The organism is Janthinobacterium sp. SUN176 (assembly GCF_030587335.1).
In the GTDB taxonomy this organism is placed as follows: Bacteria; Pseudomonadota; Gammaproteobacteria; order Burkholderiales; family Burkholderiaceae_D; genus Janthinobacterium; species Janthinobacterium kumbetense.
This window is the reverse complement of record NZ_JAPWIA010000001.1, coordinates 1,497,572-1,518,756: the sequence shown is the minus strand read 5'-3', so window position 1 is coordinate 1,518,756 and position 21,185 is coordinate 1,497,572. Positions and strand designations below refer to the sequence as shown.

Annotated in this window: 7 protein-coding genes; 5 read left to right on the top strand and 2 right to left on the bottom strand. The window is 68.4% G+C overall.

Annotated elements, in window-relative coordinates:
* Window positions 1–179: 179 nt before the first annotated feature.
* The 3 genes from O3299_RS06675 to O3299_RS06665 all read left to right on the top strand — a co-directional run bounded on the left by O3299_RS06675 (window position 180) and on the right by O3299_RS06665 (window position 15,941).
* Window positions 180–3,848 carry a hypothetical protein gene (locus O3299_RS06675; RefSeq protein WP_305061859.1) on the top strand — a complete coding sequence of 1,223 codons (3,669 nt, stop codon included), beginning with the start codon at window positions 180–182 and terminating at the stop codon, window positions 3,846–3,848.
* Window positions 3,845–5,344, top strand: a complete 1,500-nt coding sequence (locus O3299_RS06670) for a hypothetical protein (RefSeq protein WP_305061858.1) — start codon at window positions 3,845–3,847, stop codon at window positions 5,342–5,344. Before O3299_RS06675 ends, O3299_RS06670 begins: the two co-directional genes overlap by 4 nt.
* A 67-nt stretch (window positions 5,345–5,411) precedes the next feature.
* A complete protein-coding gene (locus tag O3299_RS06665) occupies window positions 5,412–15,941 on the top strand; it encodes a LysM peptidoglycan-binding domain-containing protein (RefSeq protein WP_305061857.1) in 10,530 nt (3,509 codons plus the stop codon).
* Between the two features lie 15 nt (window positions 15,942–15,956).
* Here O3299_RS06665 and O3299_RS06660 read toward each other — a convergent pair whose 3' ends face one another.
* Both O3299_RS06660 and O3299_RS06655 read right to left on the bottom strand, forming a co-directional pair.
* Complete coding sequence (locus tag O3299_RS06660) at window positions 15,957–16,907, bottom strand: 2-hydroxyacid dehydrogenase (RefSeq protein ID WP_305061856.1); 951 nt, start codon at window positions 16,905–16,907, stop codon at window positions 15,957–15,959.
* 122 nt (window positions 16,908–17,029) lie between these two features.
* Window positions 17,030–17,719, bottom strand: coding sequence for a hypothetical protein (locus tag O3299_RS06655; protein ID WP_305061855.1), 690 nt, complete (start codon window positions 17,717–17,719; stop codon window positions 17,030–17,032).
* A 234-nt stretch (window positions 17,720–17,953) separates the two neighbouring features.
* Here O3299_RS06655 and O3299_RS06650 point away from each other — a divergent pair, with 234 nt between their 5' ends.
* Window positions 17,954–20,161: a TonB-dependent siderophore receptor gene (locus tag O3299_RS06650; RefSeq protein WP_305061854.1), complete on the top strand. Its 2,208-nt coding sequence runs from the start codon at window positions 17,954–17,956 to the stop codon at window positions 20,159–20,161.
* A gap of 98 nt (window positions 20,162–20,259) precedes the next feature.
* The gene (locus tag O3299_RS06645; RefSeq protein WP_305061852.1) at window positions 20,260–21,135 is read left to right on the top strand and encodes a hypothetical protein; all 876 of its coding nucleotides are present in this window, start codon (window positions 20,260–20,262) and stop codon (window positions 21,133–21,135) included.
* Window positions 21,136–21,185: the final 50 nt, after the last annotated feature.

The window sequence follows — 21,185 nt, the reverse complement described above, 5'->3', positions numbered from 1 at the left end:
CGGCGGTTCCGCGCCCGCCTGCGGGCGGGCGCTCCGGATGGCCGCCCGCCACCGCATCCAGGCAAGCCGCCTGGCCATCCGACGCCCTTCCGGGCCCACCCGTTGTAAACGATTGCGTTGCCGCGCGGCAGCCATGCCGCCGCATCGCAGCCCGAGTCGCGTCTTGAGTGGAGGTTGTCATGGGTTTCAGTTTCGTCGCCACCGATCCCGCCAGCAAGGTCAGCCTGTATGAATCGCCGCCGCAGGCGGAGCATGCCTGGGCCGGCTACCTGCTGCCGCCCGTCGCGCCGCCGGCCACGCCCCCGGACAGCATCAGCTATGCCGACAGCCTGTCGCCGCAGCGCATGGGCAGCTACGTGTTTGCCAGCGCCCGTCCGGCGGCGCTGGACGCGGCGCCCGGCCCCTTCATCGCCGCCCTCGCCGCGTATATCGACCTGCAGTCATCGGCGCCGGGACTGAACCTGAACGCACTGCTGTGGCTGCGCGACACCGATGCAGCGCCGACTGATTCCTTCAAGAACTACGGCTGCAGCTACACCTATAACCAGCTGACAAAAGGCTTTGCCACCAGCAGCAACGTCAATTTCCGGCTGGGACAGGACCTGCTGTTCAACGTGCTGTCCGGCGTCGGCCTGTCCATCGACGCGGCCAGCGGCAGTCTGCGGCTGGCCGCGCCGCTGGCTACGCCGCCGGCGCTGGCCTTCCAGCGCAATGCCAGCGATATCGGCATACGCGTCACGGGCAGCGGCAGCACGATCCGCACGTTCGTGCCTTTGGCGGGCGCGAATGCGGGCTGCCTGACGTTTACGGCCACCGTCAACCCTCCCGTCACCTTCGGCCCAAGCGGCCTGGCCGTCGGCTTCCCCATGACCGCGCGCGACACGGCCAGCGGCCAGCTGCAGCAGCTGTTCTACCCGGCGCTGAGCGCGCCCGCCAAGCTGTCGGCCAGCCTGGCCTGGGTCGGCACCGTCGACCCGCTCGATCCCTACAATCAGAAGCTGTCCGCCAAGGCGCGGCTGGAAGGCGTATTGCGCTGCGGCTTGCTGCCGGCCGACCGGCCCGCCTTGCCGTCCACCTACCGCACGGCGCTGGGCCATGCGACGACCTTGCGGCCGCTGGGCGCCGCCAGCGGGCAGCCGCCCGTGATCGGCCTGCAGTCGGGCGCCCTGGCCTTCGGCTGCGCCGCGCAGTCGCCTTCCCAGCCCGCCACCAGCAAGGCGCTGCTGACGCCGGCCGGGCGCTTTGGCCTGAGCGCCATCGGCCAGGCTGACGGGGCGCAGACAAACTTGTTATGCGGCATCTTCGGCTCGGAACAGCTGAGCATGACCACCTATGATGGCGCCGCGCCGGAGAATGACAGCCTGCTGTTCGTGCCCGCCTCGCCCGCCTACGCGTCCGTCTTCCCGTTCCAGGCCGCGACCCTGGACTTGCCCGATTCCGGTAACGTGGCCACGCCGCTGACGGCCGATTACCTCGGTTGCTGGGCCAGCGTGCTCAAGGGCGGCGCGGCCATGCCGCAATACCATGCGGAGCCGGCGGGCAGTCCCATGTACGGCCTGCCGCCGGCCGCCCGGGCCGCCGCCTTGCTGCGCACCGTGGCCGCCGATACCGTGCTCGCCTCGACCCCGCCCTCGCTGCCCGTGCCGCAGGGCGCCGCGCACGCCTTTCCCCTGCTGCCGTATGGCGGCGCCGTCAGCGGCGGCCCGCTGGATGTCAGCGCCGCCCTGCTGTCGAGCTTTGAAAGCAGCATCGTGGCCGCCACCCGCAAGGCCGTCATTTCCAGCGGCGCCAGCGCCACCTGGCAGGCGCGCGCGGCCGCCAGCCGCCGCGTGCGCGGACTGGCCGCCGGCGACGCGGTGGCGGAAGCGCCGCACTACCGCACCACGCCGCAGGGAGCGGTCGCCACCGTGTCCAGCCAGGCGCAGGACCAGGACGCCTTCCTGTCAGTGACCCTGGGTCAGACCCTGGGCGGCGGCGGCCAGGTCTTGCCGTTCGGCTTCCGCTTCCCGGACGCGACCTTGCAGGATGCCTTGCAGACCAACCAGCTGTTCCTCGTGGCCGTCAACGCGGCCCACCTGTCGGACGGCGCCGCGCACTTCGACAATACCGTGGGCATCGCGGGCTGGACCATGCAAGCGCAGGTGGGCGTCGGCGTGACGCCCACGTCCTACCGCAACGTGATGCTGCTCAAGTATTGCAGCGGCAGCGTCAGGGAACGCGTCGCCAATCCGAACGCCTGGTCGGGCGCGCCCGATTTTTCGCTGGCCGCCGACGCCGGCCCCGACGTCCAGGGCATCGCCTACACGGGGCTGTCGCAGTGGCTGCAGGATGTCATCGAAGCGGCCGAGGTGCTGGCGGCGGACAAGCCCGAATCGCCGTACCGGCATTTCCTGGAACTGGTCAGCGATCCCGCCTGGACGGGCGTGCTGGTGCTGCAGGCGGACCTGGATCCGTCCAGTCTGCCGCCCGGCCTGCAGGGCATCGCGGCCGGCCTCGACCTGACGCGCTTCGTCGCCCACCATTTCGGCTTCACGGCCAGCCGCGTGACGGTGCATGGCGACGGCAGCATCACCCTCGACGGCAATTCCAGCACCTTCGGCCTGGTCGACTACCAGGATCCGGCCTTCGCCGCCGGCCAGCGCAACGGCTTGCCGCCCGATACCCCCATCGCCCTGCCCGACACCGACAACTATGCATTCCGCGTGCTGCAATTGCAGGTGCTGTTCGACAATGCCGTCATCAAGACCTTCAAGAGCTACGTGCAGCTGGCCGTCAACGGGCTGCTCGGCTCGCGCGTGACGGCCACCACCTTCGGCGGCAATGCGATGCCGAACAACGGCGTGGTACTCGACGGCAGCTATATCGACCAGAATGGCACCGGCATCTACATCTTCGAGCAAGCCACGCCGTCGATATTCAGCCTCGACAGCAACCTGCTGCGCCACGTGGCGTTCCTGCGCATCCAGTTCAACTGCCTGGGCACCACCGACGCGGGCGCGACCGTGCTGAACCGTTTTTCCGTCTGGGGCACGCTGGACTTCGCCAGCCTGGACGACCGCACGGGCGCCGTGCTGGACCTGCTGTCGTTCGGCGCGCTGGCGCCGGACCTGCCGCCGGACGGCGCCGGACTGGCCTTTTCCAACCTGGTGATCGACATGCGCTATCCGCAGACGACGCCGTCGGCCGTGCGCTTCGACGAGGTGACGGCCAACCTGGCCTACGACCTCGACGCCAGCCAGGCCAGGCCGGACAGCCTGTTCAAGGGCTTCGGCCTGGAACTGTCGGGCTTTATCGCCGCCGCCGACGGGCAAAAGCCGGCCGATTTCGGCTTCCTGCCCGTCAGCACGGCGCTGAACCTGGGCACGCTCGACGGGCCATGGCACGGCATCGTGTACGACGTCACCATGGGCGGGCCGGGCGCGCTCGTCTCGGCCGCCGGCTTCCATTCGACCCTGCTGCTGGCCTGGTCGCCCGCCAGCACGGCCGACGACGACGAGCAAGCCGTCTTCGTCGGCCTGTCGCTGCCCGGCGCGGCGCCGGGCGCCAGGCTGATCAGCCTGCAAGGCATCTTCAAGCTGGCCATCGACAATATCGGGCTGATGCGGCAAAAAGTGCCCGACGGCGACTCCTACTATTACTGCCTGCGGCTCGACAATATCGCCATCAAGTTCCTCGGCATTGCCAAGCTGCCGCCCGACGCGAACATCCAGTTCTTCCTGTTTGGCGACCCGAAGAATACGGGCAGCCTGGGCTGGTATGCCGCGTACACCGCCGATGCGGCCGCCCGCCAGGAGCAGGCACTGGCCGCGCTGCCATTGCCGGCCATTTCATTGGGGAGCGCAGCATGACCAACGTCGTGTACTGGAATATCGAGAACTTCGGCATCAACAAGGTCAACAATCCCAGCCGCAAGCGGCCCCGCTATGGCGAAGGCGGCCGCTGCGGCGGCAACCTGCCGGCCGTGGCCGCGCTGCAGCGCCGCAACCACATCCTGACCATCCTGCGCGCCACGCAGCCCGACATCTTCGTCCTGATCGAGGTGTCGGCCAGCGCGGCCGGCGCCGGCGACCTGGCGCCCGACACGGGCGGCCTGCAGGGCGCGATCTTCCTGCTGCAACAGCTGCGCACGGACCCCGCCGACCCCAACCGCGCTGCCTGGCGCATGGTGCCGCCGCTGAAAGTGGGCACGGGCGGGCGCACGGAATCGGTCGCCGTGCTGTACCGCGGCATATCGGGTACGGTTGGCACGCCCACGGAAGTGCGGCGCTATTTCACGGGGCCGAACGTGTGGACGGGCGGCGGCGTATCGGCCGTGGCGGCCGGCGCCGTGCCCGCCGCCTACCCGGCCGGGGGCGCCGGCGCGCCCGACATCCAGGATTTGCTCAACCCGCAAGGCCAGCCGGCGCGCACCATCCCCGCCGACGCGCAATACAACGGCGGCCTGGCCGAGGGCATGGCGGCGGCGCGCATCGCCTTCGCCCCCGCGCCGGCGCCGGCCGTGCCGCCCGTCGTTGGCGGTCTGGTCAATTTCAACGGCTTGCGCCAGCCCTTCATGGTCACTTTCGTGGAAACCAACCGGACCGACGTCATCACGCGCAACCTGACCCTGTTTGCCGTGCATGCGCCGCCCAACCACGGCGGCGCCACCAATTTCATCAACATCCTGCTGCGCGGCGTGCTCGACGTGGCGGCGCCGCCCGCCGGCGCGCCGCACAATGAAGTCAAGCTGATCTGCGGCGACTTCAACCTGAACGCCATCTACGCGCAGCCGCCCGGCGCGGGCGGGCGGACGACGGCCTACGACCAGTTGCGCGCGATCAACTACATACCGCTGCTGGACCCGCCGCCCGCCATGCCGGTGGCGCCGAACCTGACGCTGGATGCGTACCAGGGTTACCTGGCCACGCATATCCGCCCCAAGCGCACCAAGCAGCAGCTGACGCAGCAATCGCGCTTCCTGTGGTCCGACAATACGGCCGGCGGCGCGCTGGTGGCGGCGCCGTATCCCGGCTACAACTATATCGGCAGCGATATGGTGAGCAACTTTTTCTCGATCGACAATATGCTCGTCAACCCGCTGGTGCCGGCGAATAACTACCAGTTCACGGTGATGAACCCCGTGTCGGGCACGCCGTTCACGGTGGCGGGCGGCATGCCCGCAGGCGTACCCATCGGCACGCGCCCGCTGCCCGCGCAATTTCCGAACGTGCCTGCCGGCATGGCCTGGCCGCAATCGCCGGCGGCCGTGTATGCCGTAGGCCAGGCGCGCACCCTGAACGGCTGGGCCAATTACGGCTACCTGCGCAGCACCAGCGACCACCTGGCGCTGTTTGCCGTGCTGTAGACAGAGCGTCCGGGCGGGTGCGAGCGTCCGCCCCGGACATCATGACTGATTCAAGGAGCAAGTTCGTATGGCCACCACCGATACCGCGCTGGAAAACCTGCAGCAAGCCATCGTCAACGCCGCCAGTAGTGGCCCGTTCGCCCTCGATGCCGCCTTCCTGGAAGCGGGCCTGGCCGACCCGGACGTCGCGCCGCCCGAAAAATTCGACGCTATCATCGGCCAGGCATTCCAGATCGACGCGGCGCAGTTCCTGATCAGCTGCGCGGCAGCCGACGTGGGCGCCGTGAGCGACGGCGTGTTTACGGTCAGCAAGGCGAGCCTGCCCTTCATCGGCGGCCTGCTGCAAACCCCGGCCACGCTGGTGTTTTCCACGCAGCCTGCCGCCGCGCGCTCGTCGGCCGAGGACGGGGATGACGGCGGGGATGACGCGGCCGTGCTGGTGGTGCAGGTGGCCGCCAGTCCCGCCGACTGGAACTGGGACAGCAGCTTTCCCTTCATGGGCGGCTGGCCGTTCAGCGAGTTGCCGCTGTCGGGCGCGCTGCTGGTGTTTTCCAGCGCCGACGGCGTCTATCCATGGGGCGGCGACAGCGCGCTGTCCGTCACGGGCGGCGCCAAGCAGAACCTCAGCGCCAGTGTGGCCATGCCCGCCTTCGTGACGCCGTTTCTGGAACTGTTTTCCGACCTGGCGGCGCCGCCGGGCAAGCTGCAGATCGGCGGCTACCTGGACATGGCGCTGTACGACGGCAAGACGTTCGAACTGGGCGGCCTGATGCCCAGCGGCGTGCTGTCGGCCACGCTCAGCGAGCTCGACTGCACGTTCGCCGGCTATTTGCGCGTGGCGGCGCCCAGCCTGACCGTGACGATCCCGCCGCCCGTCGATGCGCCGCCGCCCGACGCCCTGCTGCTCGACGGCGGCATGCAGCTGCTGCTGCGCGGCGCCGGCGAAGCGGACGACGAGGAAGCGGCCGACGGCGACCAGGCCGCCACGCTTGCCTTGACGGCCACGCTCAGCGTGGAAGGCGCCGGCGCCGCCGATTACACGCTGTCGCTGCTGCTGCAGCCATCGAACGCCGACGGCGACGGCAACTACGCGGTCAGCCTGGAAGCGGGCAGCGACGGGCCGCCCCTCAGTCCCGCCGCCGCCATCGGCCTGATCGGCGGGGGCGCCAGCTATTTCCGCGCCACCCCGGCCGTACTGCAGGAGTTCCTGACGTCGTTCGGCCTCGGCGGCATGACCATCAGCGGCAGCATCCCGCCCAAGGCGGCGCCCACGGTGGACCAGGTCACGCTGCAGCTGCGCAGCGTGCGCGATCTCAGCTGGCAGCCCATCCCGGCGCCCACGCCCGCGCTGAGCTTTACCATCACCTCGTTCTTCCTCGACTGGACGGCTTACCAGCCGCTGGCGAGCAAGGCCAGCGGAAAGTCGCGCTATGAATACCTGTTCGGCACCACCTTCACCCTGTTGCCCACGGTATTTCGCAACCTCGACGGCACGCCGGGCGGCGAATTCGACGTGCAATTCAACTCGGCGCAGCTGTTCCAGGCCAGCTTTCCCGGCAAGGCCACGCTGTCGGACTTCCTGTCCGTCGTCTCGAACGGCCTCGTCAGCCTGCCCGACACCATCCAGGCCGAGGTGTCGAATATCGCGCTGAGCATAGACGGCGCGGCCCAGTCCTTCGCGTTTTCCAGCGACTACGCCATCAGCCTGTCCTTCCTGACGGTGGGCGGCGCGCCCATCCTGAGCATTTCGGATGGCCAGATCAGCCTGTCGGGCATCAGCGCCACGGTGGCCGCGGACAAGCAGGAAGGCGCGCTGGCACTTGTCGAGGCCGGCAAGGCGGGCGCCGGCACGGCCTGGGCCGGTTCCATTTCCGGCTTGCTGGGCGTGGGCGCCAGCCTGCAGGCGGCCGTCAGCGTGGCCTACACCAGCCAGGAAACGCCGCCCCGCTGGACCCTCTCCGCCTCGCTCGCGCAGGAACTCGACGTGGGCGAGATGATCAAGCAATTCTTTGCCGCCGGCGGCATCTATGATTTCCCGGTCTTCTTGCCGGGCAACCTGAAGATTTCCGCGTTCGCCATCGACGCAGTCATTCCCAGCGGCAAGCCCAGCACGGACCTGGCCACCAGCTATACGGTCGACACCACCTTTACCTGGCTGTTCATGCTTGGCCAGCAACAGATCGGCTTGCAGAAAGCCACGCTCTCGGTGCAGTATGACGGCGCCAAGCCGGCCGCGCAGCAATTCTCGGGCAAGGCCGATGCCGTATGGATCTATACCGCCATCAATCTGAAGCTGGGCTTCGGCTATGCGTTCCAGCCGACGGACAAGGGGCCGAACCACACGCTGTACGTGAGCTGGGAAGGCTTCACGGCAACCTATACCAGCGGCAACGAGATGCTCAGCTTCACCCTGGCGGGCTGGTCCCTGGGCAGCCTGATCCAGGCGCTCGTGCGCACGCTGGGCGATCCGTATTTCGTGCTGCCGTCGCCGTGGGACTTGCTGAACCAGGTCACGCTGGACGGCCTGTCCGTCAACGTGTCGCTGAAAACCGGCGAAAAGAACCGCCTCAGCGCAACCTACACGCTCAGTTCACCCCTCAACCTGGGCTTCATCGTCATCCGCAGCATCGTCTTCAAGCGCAATACGGACGGCAAGGTGACCCTGGCGCTGGACGCCACCGTGCCGCCATTGCTCAAAGGCAGCATGGGCGACTTGCTGGACCCGGACAAGGGACAGGACGTGGAAGAGATGCCCAGCGTGCCGGGCGCCGGTTCCAGCTATTTCAAGGTCTTCCTGCTGATGCTGGGCCAGCGCGTGGCCATCAATGGCGCGTCCGACTTCAGCTCGACCAAGGCCGTCATCGACGCGCTGGCGGGCGTGCCGCCCACCACAGGCAAGAACAATCCCGTCAACCCGGGCAGCGGCGTGCACGGCCAGCCGTATTACCAGCCGGACAGCAACTGGCTGATCGCCGCGCATTTCGGCGTGCTGCAGACGGCCGGCGTGTGGGCCGTCGACGTCCAGATCGTCTTCAACGATCCCAACCTGTACGGCTTGCGCCTGACCCTGGGCAGCCCCAAGATGGGCGGCCTGGCTGGCCTGGTGGTCGATATCCTGTACAAGAAAATCAGCGACGACGTGGGCCTGTTCCAGATCGACTTCACCTTCCCCGACAGCATCCGCAACCTGAACTTCGGCGCCGTCAGCGTGGTGCTGCCGATGATAGGCATCAAGATCTATACGAATGGCGATTTCCTGATCGACATCGGTTTTCCCTACAATATGGACTTTACGCGCTCGTTCAGCTTCAGCGCCATCGTCTACGGCGTGCCGGTGCTGGGCTCGGGCGGCGTGTATTTCGGCAAGCTGTCGGGCGCGACGGCGACGCAGGTGCCGAAAACGGATCTCGGGTATTTCAATCCCGTCATCGTCTTCGGCCTGGGCCTGCAGCTGGGCCTGGGTTACAACTTCGTCAAGGGGCCGCTGAAAGCCGGCTTCGCGTTGACCGTGTTCGGCATCATCGAAGGCGTGATCGCCACCTACCATCCGTACGACCGCAGCAACGCCGTCGCGCTGGCCAACGCCGGCGCGTCCGGCAGCGTCCAGGAAAGCAGCTACTTCAAGCTGACGGGCACGTTCGGCGTGATCGGCATGCTGTACGGCGAAGTGGACTTGAAGATCATCAGCGCTTCGCTGCTCGTCAATATCACCGTGTCGGTGCAGATCGGCTACGAATCCTACCGCGCCATCCCCCTGTCCGTGACGGCCTCGGTGCGCATCAGCCTGCGCGTCAAGATCGACCTGGGCATCTTCAGCTTCACCATTTCCGTGGGCTTTTCCGCCACCGTCAGCGCGCAATTCCGCATCGGCGACGACAGCCGCGCGCCGTGGGATGGCGGCGGCGCGCTGCGCCTGGACAGCCTGGCGCGCGGCCGCGCGCGCACCTTGCCGATGGAATTGCAGGCCGCCATGCTGCGTGCCGGACCGCGCCGCCAGCCGCGACGCGTGCTGCGCACCGATGCCAAGCCGGTGCTGCAACTGGTGACGGCACCGCAATTCACGGTGCTGGCGCCGCAGGGCGCCACGGCCAGCAGCGTGCAGCAAGGCGCGTTCGTCTGCCTGTTCGCCATGGATGCGCCGGACCCGGCCGCCGGCGGCGCGGGCACCGGCACGACCTCGTTCGACCTGCTGTGCAAGGCGTATTTCCCGTGGCTGCTCGACGCCCTGCAGCCGGCGGTGCGGGCCGACGGCGCGGCGCTGGACCTGGCTGCCGCCGCAACTGCCAGCGTCACGCTGGCGCAGCTGGTGGCGGGCATCCAGGTGCTGGCCGACCCCGCCATGCAGCCATTCGGCATGGGCGACCTGCTGCACTTCCTCGCCGACAGCTTCATCGTGAACATCAGCGCGCCGGGAGCCAATATGGACGGCGCCACGCTCTTCCCGCTGTTCGACGGGCTGCGGCTGGACGTCCCCGACCCGCAAGGCGGCTCCGGCACGCAAGCGATCGACCTCGAGACCTACGCGACGGCGACGGAACAGTACCGCAGCACGGTGGCCGGCGTGCTGCGCCAGGTGGCCGCCAAGGTGGGCAAGGCGCCCGCCAAGCCCGCGCTGCTGGCGCAGGACGACACCGAGCCCGAATCGATGGCGGCCTTCATCTTCGTCGACGTCTTCAGCCTGATCGGCCGCGCGCTGCTGCAATCGGCCATCGATGCCTTCGACAATTACAGCTATGCGCTGCAGCCGGGCGACAGCATCGCCGGCATCGTCGCCGCCTTCAACCTGGCCGGCAACGCCATCGACGCGGACGACGTGTCGCTGCCGAATGCCACGTATCCGCTGAACGGCGCGCTGCCGCTGCAGGTCGGCGGCCTGTCCGCCGTGATCCAGGCCGGCGATACGCTGGCGGCCATCGCCGCCCGCTACACGGATCCGGCCGGCGCCGGCGGGCGCTGGCACACCACCGCGGCCCAGCTCATCGGCGCGAATGCCGAGCCGCGCGCGCTGCGCACGGGCGTGACGCTGGTCTTCGACTTCGGCGCCGGCGCCGTCAGCCACGTCACAGCGCCCGGCGACAGCTTCGGCGCCATCGCCGCCGCGCTGGGCGTGCCGCTGGCCACCCTGGCGCAGCAGGCATCGCTGTATGCGCGCGCCGACCTGCTGCTGCCGACGGCCATCCTCGCCGTGCCGCCGCTGGCCTATGCATCCGTCGCCGGCGATACCCTGTCCGGCATCGCCAGCCGCTTCGCCGCCACGACGGCCGCGCTGGGGCGCGACAATGCCGGCGTCGCCAATCTGTTCGCCGCGGCCCCGGGCCAGCTGGCCATCGCCCACCTCGACGCCTTGCCGCTGGAGCAGCTGTGGAGCGGCGTGCAGGCGAGCGGCGCCGTGGCCCAGGCCGCCGGTCAGGTCGCGCGCTTCATCACCTATGGCTTGCGCCTGCCGGTGGCGGCGGGCCTGAGTCTGTCGCCATCCTTCCTGTATAGCAAGACGCAGACCGACTACGCGCTGTACCAGCTGACGGGCCAGCAATTCCCCACGCCCGCCAGCGCCGCCGGCGGCTACCGCATCGGCCTGGGACGCAATGCCGTTTCGCATGGCGTCGCCCTCGATTTCATCACCTTCGCCGGCGCGCCCGGCACCAGCCTGCCCATCGACCTGGGCGCCGCGTACGGCTTGCTGTCGGGCGTGCTGGCGTACGCGCAGGCGGGCCACTTCGTGCCGTCGCCTGCGCTGCACATCCTGCCGCTGGCGTCCTTGCAGCCGCGGCAGTTCCCTGCGGCAGGCTATGCCGCCTGGATCACCGCCGACCTGGCGCGCCTGACGGCCGTGACGTCCGGCGCCGCGCCAGACGCGCGCGCCGCCGCCAGCCAGGCCGCGCCCGCGCCGTATCTGTGGCAATTGCCCGACGCCATGCTGGCCAGCATCACCCAGCGCCAGGATACGCTGCAGACGCTGTACCCCCAGGCGCCATACGCGGACATACTGGCCCTGATGCCCGCCTATCGTCCCCGCATCGGCAACACGCCGCCCAACAGCAGCAGCACGGTGTTCCAGGACTTGAGCGGCTATGCCTATGCCACGCGCGTGGATTTCCAGATCACGCGCATGCCGGCCGCCACCGTGGCCACCAACGACGCCAGCGGCACCGCGCTGGCCAGCGCCGCCACCCTGGCCCACGTATACGAGCTGGTGGGGCCGTCGGCCGCCGATGCCCAGCGCCTGGAATACTTGCTGAGCGGCATGGCCGCCGTGGGCGAAACCCTGGTGGCAGGCCTGTTCCTGCTGTACAGCGAAGGCGGAAGCGACCAGGTGGCGCTGACGGGCCAGGCCGATGCCGACTACCTGTGCTTCCTGACGCAAACCAATCTGTCCACGGAAAGCCATCCACCGGCCAGCCGCATGCTGCTGGACGCGGCGGGGACGGTCTTGCCGCGCGGCATAGCCAACAGCCCTTCGCAATTCATCAAGCTGCTGTGGGAGCAATCGGTGGTGCGCGGCGGCGGCTACTATCTGTATTTCGAGGACATGGTGTCGGGCGCCGGCTTGCCCCCATCCGTCTTCGACGCCACGGGCACGGCCACGCTGACCCTGGTGGTGCCGCTGGCGCGCCAGGCGGCGGGCGCCGCCGACACCGTGCCGAACTTCGTCAACGCCCTGCTGACGACGCAAGCGATCGATCCGCAGCAGGACGTGCTGGTGTTCGAATCGCTGAGCAAGCCGGCCAAGAGCCAGCCTTTGGCCCTGGCCGCCACGCGCACCTTGAGCGCCGTGGCCGCCACGTACGGCATGGGCGTGGGACAGCTGGCGCGGCAAAACGCCGCGCGGCCGCTGCGCGCCGGCGCCAGCGTGCCCGTGGCAGGCATCCTGCACCAGCTGAACCTGCAAGACATGGCCGCGCCCGCGCAAGCGCTGGAGCAGCTGGCCGCGTACTACTCGGCCGGCGCCACCCCGCTGAGCGCGGCGCAGATCGCTGCCTACAATCCCGGCGTGACGGTGGCGCTGGGCGCGACCATGCGCATTCCGCCGCTCGTCTACCGCGTGCCCGCCGCCTCTGGCGGTCCCGGCAATACCTTCGCCGCCCTGGCCGCCTACTACGGCTTGTCGGTGGACGCCCTGGCCTTGGGCGCGGCCGACACCGAAGGCCTGTACGCCGATGGCGCCGTGCTCGACGTCGACAGCCTGGCCCTCGATGCGCAAGCGACCTTGGCGCCGGGCAACCTGTCGTTCCAGCTCAAGCGCACCAATGACGGCGTGCCCGTGCTGCCGCCCAATCCCACGCCGCAGCAACAGCAGCAATATGCGCAAGCGACCCTGTCCGCGCTGTACAACACGCTGTCGGCCGGCCTGGGCCGCAACCCGTTCTTCCTGCCCAGTCCCTACAGCCTGCCCTTCGGACCGCAAGACCATGCGAACGACAGCGATGGCGGCGACGATGGCGAAACTCACCGCCGGCGCTATGCGGCCGCGGCCCTGGCCGATTACGACTACCGCCAGGCGCTGGGCTACCTGGGCAACAACAGCCAGGGACGGCCGTTCGCCACGCTCAATGCGGCGCCGGCCAATCCGCCGGCCGGCCTGCCGCCCGCCGCCGACAATCCCTACCTGGGCGTGGGCGGCCATGCGTCGCTGGCCCTGCGCTGGCAAGACCTGTTCGGCAACACCACCGTCACGCCGTTCGAGGCGCCGCCGGCCGGCTACACGGGTGCGCTGGACCAGGCCCCCGCCCCGCTGCGCTACACGGATCGCCTGCTGGGCCTGTCCGCCTGGCCGAAAGTCCAGGCCAGCTACCTGTATGGCACGGATGGGGGCGGCGCGCCCGCGCTGCTGCTGACCTTGCGCATGGATGGCCTGGCCTACGCCACGCCAGCCGACGCGGCACAAGACTTGCCTTTTTATCAACGTCTGTACTTCCAGCTGCACCAGGACTATACGGGCCTGGGCGTGCCTGGACTGAGCGGAAATGCGGTGAGCATTTCCCTCAGCAACTCCCTGCTGGCCACGCCGCTGCAGCCGCTGGACGAGGCCCGGTCTCGGCAGGTGCGCGACTTCGCCGCCGCCTGCGTCATCTACCTGCAAGCCCTGGCCAACGGCGGCAGCGCCACGGCGCCCGCCGCCACGCTGTCGGTGCCGGTACCGCTGGCGCAACTGGCCAGCGCCAACCGCATCGCGCTCGACGTGGCGCTGGTGCTGACGCGCCAGGCCATCCTGCTCGATCCCGCGCTGGCGGCCCTGCCGGACGGCGCCAGCGTGGTCAGCGCCGTGCTGCCGCAGGCCGACACGAACGGCGGCGCGTCCAGCTTCACCACGTTTGCCAAGGCGCTCGAAGCGTGCCTGAAGACGCCGCAATGGTCGATGCGCGCGGGCGCGGGGCTGACGCGCGTGGGCAGCGCCGGCCAGCAGACGCAGCAGTTGTTCGCCGTGCGTTTCAGCGACACGCCCGGCCAGGGCATCCATTTCCGCCTGGGCCAGCAAGCCAGCTACTACGCGCCGTTGCCCGTCGCCAATTCGCTGGAAAGCCGCACGGTCAGCATCGACGCCTATCCGACCAATACGCCGCATGCGCTGACGCTCAATAGCGTCGACCTGAACCTGTGGCTGCAAAGCTGTCTCGACGCCATCGACAAGTTCCTCTCGGCCACCTATGCGCCGCCCGCCTACATCCTCGATCGCCTCAACGGCGTCGCCGATCCGCTGCAGAGCGGCCAGCTGGGCCTCGTACTCAAGGCGAAACAGACGCTGGCCGACGTCATCAGCGCCACGGTCAGCCCCGTGCTCAGCAGCAGCGCCGCGGACGAAGCCACGCGCGTCAGCGCGGCCGCCACCATGCGGCAGCAGCTGCTGACCACCCTGGGGCCGGCCTTTGCCGCCGGCGCCGTGGTGGTGTACGGCGTGGACCAGGTCACGGGGGCGGACGACGAAGACGAGGGCGCGCCGCCAGCGCTGTACGGCCAGCCCGCCGCCGCAGGCACAGCCGACGGCGCGGTCGGCGACGGCAACCAGAACTACACCTTGTTCCCGACCCGGCTGCCTTTGCCAGGCACGGCCGCGCTGGACCAGAGCCGGCTGTCATTCAACTTCATCTCGAAGAACGTCGAAGGCCAGGCCTATGTGCCGCTGGACTTGCGCTATCAGATCACGCACATGGAATTCGACCAGCGCCCCGTGCCCGGCATCGAAAACTACCTGCAAAGCCAGTGGCTGCTGTTCATCACCGGTCCGTTCGAGGTACCGCTGGGCAATGGCACGCAATATATCCCCGTGCTGAACCGTGCCCTGCCCGTGCCGCCCACGGTCAACCGGCAGACCGCCACCGCGTCCGCCGCGCCGCAGGGCGGCCGCATGCGCCTGGCCGCCGGTGGCTTGCAGCCGGCCCAGCTGGCCCAGTGGGATTACGGCTTCAGCTACACCTATCGCCAGGCGGCGCAGGATGCCGTGCACGTCAGCGTCGTGCTCAACGTGCCGTCGCAGGTTGCCAGGCTGTCCGCGGCGACCGGTCCCGACCTGTTCACGGCGCTGGCCGCCTTCGTCAGCAACTATCCGCTGATCTCGGCTGACCTCGACGCCTTCCTCGCCCCCCTCGACGGCAAGCAGGACACGCCCGATAGTGTCGCCAAGGCAACACTGGCCACCACCGCCTTCCAGCAGCTGGTGACCCAGGTGGCGGCCAGCTATGGCCAGCATTTCGGCACGGCGCGGCTGGCGGCGGCGCAAGGCGAGACCAGCGTGGCCGTGGAATTCGACGCGCGCCTGGAAGACCATGGCGGCGACGCCTGGTATGCGCTGCTCAATGTCACCGTCGGCGGCGCGCCCGCCACCTACGACCCGCTGTCCGGCACCCTGAGCAACGGCACCGTCAGCGTGCCCGTGCCCGTGCTCGACATCGATGCGCAGCAGTACCGGGCCACGCCGGCCACGCCCACGCCGCCCGATGCGCTGCTGGCCTACCGCTACGCGGCCATCGCCGCCGACGCGCCCGACCTGTCGTTTGCCGCCGCGCTGGCCAATACCGGCCGCGAGGTGCGCATGCCGGGGCTGAATGTGATGGTGTACAAGAACGCCCAGGCTTCGCTGTACGTGCAGCGCAACCGCTACCTGTGCCCGCCCAGCCAGACGCAGGTGTCGACCATGCACGCCTTCCTGTACCAGACGCCGGTCGTCAAGTTCAGCGACCCCATCCTGCCACGCCTGAGCTGGCAAGGCTATGATTTGCGGCAAGTCGCACCGGTGGGCGGCAGCGATGTGGCGGCCTATATGCGAGGCTTCTTCAACGCCCTCTTCACGGGCGCCTCCGGCAGCGTGCGCATCGCCATGGATGGCAGCTATTCCTACAGCGTGATGCCGGCCGTGGCGGGCTTTCCCCGCACTTCGCTGCCGGTCAGCCTGCTGCCGGCCGTGCTCGCGCCCATCGATGCGGCCCAGCCTCCCGCCGCGCCCATGGCGTTGGTGGCCCAGGTGCAGCAATGGTATGACGCGCAGCAGCCGACCACGGATGGCGGCGCCGCCATGGATTTCCGCCTGAACTTCTTTACGGACGGCGCGCCCGAGCAACTGCTGCTGTCGCTCGAAGACGTGCGCTGGGTGGTGCGGCCCTGACGCGGCGGCGCGGCGTCAGGGCACGGGCGTGAGCAGCGGCAAGCCGGCAAAGTGGGCTTGCAGATTGTCCAGCACCAGCTGGCCCATGGCGTGCCGCGTTTCCACGGTCAGGCTGCCCACGTGCGGCGTGAGCACCACGTTCGGCAAGGCGCGCAAGGCGGCTGGCACGCGCGGTTCGTCCGCGAACACGTCGAGGCCGGCCGCGCCCAGGCGGCCATCCTGCAAGGCGGCGATCAGCGCATCTTCGTCGATCAGCGCGCCGCGGGCGATATTGATCAGCGTGCCTTGCGGGCCGAGCGCGTCGAGCACGCTGCGCTCGACGATCTTGCGCGTGGCCGGGGTGCCCGGCGCGCAGACGATCAGATAGTCGCTTTCCTGCGCCAGGGCCAGCAGCGATGCGGCGCGCGGCACGCTCGTGCCGGGAATGGCGCGCGGCTGGAAGTAGCGCACCTTGACGCCAAACGCGGCCAGGCGCAGGGCGATGGCTTGCCCGATCTGGCCGAAACCGAAGATGCCGGCCGTCTTGCCGCGCAGGCTGGATGCGGGGGCGATGGCCTCGCGGCGCTCCCAGCCGCCGTCGCGCACGAAACGGTCGAGCGCCACGATATGCCGCGCGCTGGCCAGCAGCAAGGCCAGCGCCACGTCGGCCACGTCATCGGTCAGCACGTTCGGCGTGGTGGTGACGGCGATGCCCCGTTCGCGCGCCACGTCCAGCGCCACGCCGTCGAGCCCCACGCCATTGACGGCGACGATTTCCAGCTTCGGCAGCAAGGCCATGTCGGCGGCATTCAAGCCCAGCGCGCCCGTCGTGACGACCCCGCGGATGGCCGAAGCGCGCTGGGCCAGCCAGGCGTGGCGCTCGTTCGCAGGCACTTGCCAGGCGTGGTGGCAGGTGTAGTGTTGCTCCAGCTGCGCGTTGACGGCGGCCGAAGGGCTGGGAGCGAGGATGAGGAGTTCGGGGAGCATGGGCGTCCAGGTTGGTGTCGACAGGATTAGCAGACGCAACTTAGCATATTTGGGAACCGGCCGGGGCTGAGCGCCCCGTATGCCGTGAAAACCGTGTACCAACCGTGTACCGCTTGGAAACTTTAGCCCGGGCAAGGCACGCGTTTGACCTTGCCGCCCGTCCTGGCCGGGTCGGCGCCCGAGCCCGGATTCTCGGCCATGCCAAAGCACGTGGCGCCGCCGGCGCTGACGACGCGCGTGGCGGGCCGGCCGTCGGCCGTCAGGTAGTCCTCCACGCGGATGACGGGGCCGCCGCGCCAGGCGGAGGCGACCAGTTTCTGGAAGGTGCTTTCGCTTTTGAGGTCGGCAGCGGCCAGCCACGGCTGGTCTTGCCTGCGTTCGCCGCGCAGGGCCTTGTCGGCGGCGCCCGCCGCCAGCCGGGCGCGCGTGAGCAAGTCGGCCGTGGCAGGCGCCGTGGCCGGCGCGGCGGGAAATTCCTCGGCCGGTACGGTGATCGCTTCGGCCGCCACGGGCGGCGGCGCGAAGAAGACGGGCGGCGCGGCGGGCGGCGCGACAGCCCGCGCGCGCGGCGCAGGAGCCGGCATGGGCATCGGCAAGGCCATCGGCGGCGTCTGCGGCAGCGCACGGGGCGGCAGCAAGGTCATGAATGCCACTTCCGTGTATTGCTTGAGTTGCCGCGCCGGCAGGAGCAGGAAATACAGGCCCAGCACGTGCATGGCCAGGATCAGCGCGACGGCCGCGCCTTTCAGGCTCAAGCCGTCCCGTATGCGCATGCGCATGGAAGCGGACGGTAAATGGCGAAGCAATGGCATGCGGTGTCCTGTGGGCGCGGGGCGCGATGGCCTATTTTAGCGAAACTTGAATATGTGCATTAATAAATCCACAAGGTATCGCCTGGCGCGCCTTTTTCCGCCAGATTCCAGCACCCTGGCCTGCCCGGTGTTGTACGAATGGCGACATTTTTGCCCGCTTTCTCACACTTTCCCACGTGCTGCGCCACGCTGGAATATAATGATAATCATTCTCATTAATATCCAGATAACTCCATGCGCACCTTCCACCTCGTCCCTACCCCGTTCGCCCTGGCCGCCTTCCTGCTGGCCAGCGCCGCCGCCCACGCCCAAGCCACCACCACCGCGCCGGCCGGCGACGCGCAAACCATGCCCACGGTAGTCGTCAATGCCTCGGCCGATGCGTCGGCGGAAGGGTTGTCGAAGGCGTATGCGGGTGGCCAGGTGGCGCGCGGCGGGCGCATGGGCATCCTCGGTGCCGTGGACATGATGGATTCGCCATTCGGCAGCACCAGTTACACGCAGCAATTCATTGCCGATCAGCAAGCGCGCAGCGTGGGCGACTTGCTGCAGAGCGATCCGGCCGTGCGCATGTCGCGCGGCTATGGCAATTTCCAGGAAGTGTATGTGATCCGCGGCTTCGCCCTCGATTCCGACGACGTGGCGTATAACGGCCTGTACGGCGTGTTGCCCCGTCAATATGTATCGCCGGAATTGCTCGAGCGCGTGGAAGTGTTCCGTGGCGCCAGCGCCTTCCTGAATGGCGCGGCGCCGGGCGGCAGCGGCATCGGCGGCGCCATCAACCTGATGCCCAAGCGCGCCGGCAATGCGCCGCTGACGGAATTGACGGTGGGCGTGGAATCGGGCGGCCACGCCTATGCAGCCATCGACGTGGCGCGCCGCTTTGGCGAGCGCCAGGAATTCGGCGTGCGCGTCAACGCCGCCAAGCGCCAGGGCGAGACCGGCATCAAGCGCGAAGACCACGACGTGGGCATGTTCTCGGTCGGCCTCGACTACCGCGGCAGCGGCTACCGCCTGTCGGCCGACGCCGGCTACCAGAATTTCGACCTGGCATCGCCGCGCCCGTCCGTCGGCATTGGCAGCGTGGCCGTGCTGCCCTCCGCACCCGATGCGTCAAAGAACTTTGCCCAGCCGTGGAGCTATTCCAAGGAACACGATGTGTTCGGCACGGCGCGCGCCGAAGTGGATCTGGCCAAGGATGTCGTGGCCTGGGCCGCATTTGGCTCCCGCTCGACCAAGGAAGCCAACAGCCTGGCCGAGCCGACGTTGACTTCGATCAATGGCGACGCCACGGTGTCACGCTTCGACAATGCCCGCAAGCAAGAAATCCGCACGGGCGAACTGGGCATTCGCGGCAAGCTCGTTACGGGCGCCGTCAAGCACACCCTGGTGGCCAGCTGGTCCGGGCACTGGAATGAAGCGAAGAACGCGTTTGCGATCGGCGACAAGTTTGCCACCAACATTTACGCCCCGGTCGACGTGACGGCGCCGCCGGCGCCCTACACGGGCGGCATCATGAGCGACCCGCGCATCACCCAGAAAACCATCCTCAACAGCTACGCCCTGGCCGACACCATGGCCTTCCTCGACGACAAGCTGCTGCTGACCGTGGGTGCGCGCCGCCAGCAGATCAAGGATGCCGCTTACGACTACAACACCTCGGCGCCGCAAGGCAAGGCCTATGACGAGAGCGCCACGACGCCCGTGGCGGGCATCGTCTTCAAGGCCAGCAAGGACGTGTCGCTGTACGCCAACTACATCGAGGCGCTGGTCAAGGGACCGACGGCCACGGGAACGTATCTGGAAAACGGCCAGCAGGTCAATGTTGAGAACATGGGCGAGGTGTTTGCGCCGTATAAATCGAAGCAGAAGGAAATCGGCGTCAAGTATGACGGCGGCAAGCTGGGCATGAGCGCGGCCCTGTTCACGACAAGCAAGCCTTTGCTGGCCGTGCTCGGCAAGCGGGCCGAACTTGATGGCGAGCAACGCAACCGCGGCCTGGAATTGTCGATTTTCGGCACGCCGATGCAGGGCGTGCGCCTGCTGGGTGGCTTGACCTGGCTCGATGCAAAGCTCAGCAATACCGGCGTGGCCGCCAACAATGGCAAGAAACCCATCGGCGCACCGGAAACGCAGATGAGTGTGGGCGGCGAATGGGACGTGCCCGGCGCGCCAGGCCTGACCCTGAACGCCCGCACCATCTACACCTCGACGCAATACGCTGACCTGGCCAACACCCGGCAACTGCCATCGTGGACCCGCCTCGACATCGGCGCGCGCTACCTGACGCAAGTGGCAGGCCGTGACGTGACCTTGCGCGCCCGCGTGGACAACGTGACGGACCGCAATTACTGGTCGTCGGCCGTGTCGTCCTTCAATATCGGCTCGCTGGTGCTGGCCGCGCCGCGCACCGTGGTCGTGTCGGCCAGCGTGGCGTTTTAAAGACCGCGCGCCTGTCGCACGATGAAAAGCTGCCTTCGGGCAGCTTTTTTTCATGTGTGCGCCTGTGCCGCAAGGCGCGCTTCGGCGACAATGCCGACATGAAACGACTCCCTGCCCTGCTGCTGTTGCTTTGCCTGTCCCTGCCGGCCGCTGCCCAAAAACAAGCCGCCTGCCCGTACGCCGCCTGGAAAAGCGGCTTCAAGGGCGATGCGCTGGCGCAAGCCACGTGCCTGCTGCGTCCCGTCAAGCTGTATGCGCGCCTGGGCGACAGCGCGCCGCTGCCGGACTTTCTGGCCGCCCGCATCGGCCAGCGCGCGGGCATCGCCCCGGCCCGCCTGCGCGCCTGGCTGGCGGAACAGGGCATCGCCGAGGCGGACGTGGGCGGCGCCGTCGATGCGCCCCTGTCGCGCGCCGTGGGCCGGCTGGCCGCGCCGATGGCGCGCTATTTCGTCATCCACGACACCAGCTACCCGAATTTCTTGTTAGAAACCATTCCCGACCACATCAACGACGCGAGCTGGGATTTCAACGACTTCAGCTTGCGCAATCCGGCGCTGGGCGGCGGTCCGAAAGGCCATGTCTACGTGAACCGCCTGGGCGGTTCCTTGCAGGTGCGCGATTTCGGCACGGCCAGCTTTGCCAGCAAGCTGGAAAAGGACAAGCCGTCGCTGACGGGCCTGTTCCTGCACGTGGAACTGGTGCAACCGCGCAACTCCGTGCCCGGCGGCGGCAAGGGCAACGATGGCCTGGCGCCCGATCCCGGCTTTACGCCTGCGCAATACGACCGCCTGGCCCTGCTGTATATCGCCGCCAGCGTGCGCAAGGGAACGTGGCTGATTCCCGCCTTCCACGCCGTGCTCGATACAGGGTTTGCGAATGGTCATGATGACCCACAGAACTTTTCGCTGACCGAGTGGTCAGCCTCGCTTTCCCGCCTGTATGCGGCCTTGCGCCAGGCCGATACTGGACAATAAAGCGTTTCCCCGCCGGCTGATTAGGCGCATACTATTGCAAGCATAGTCAC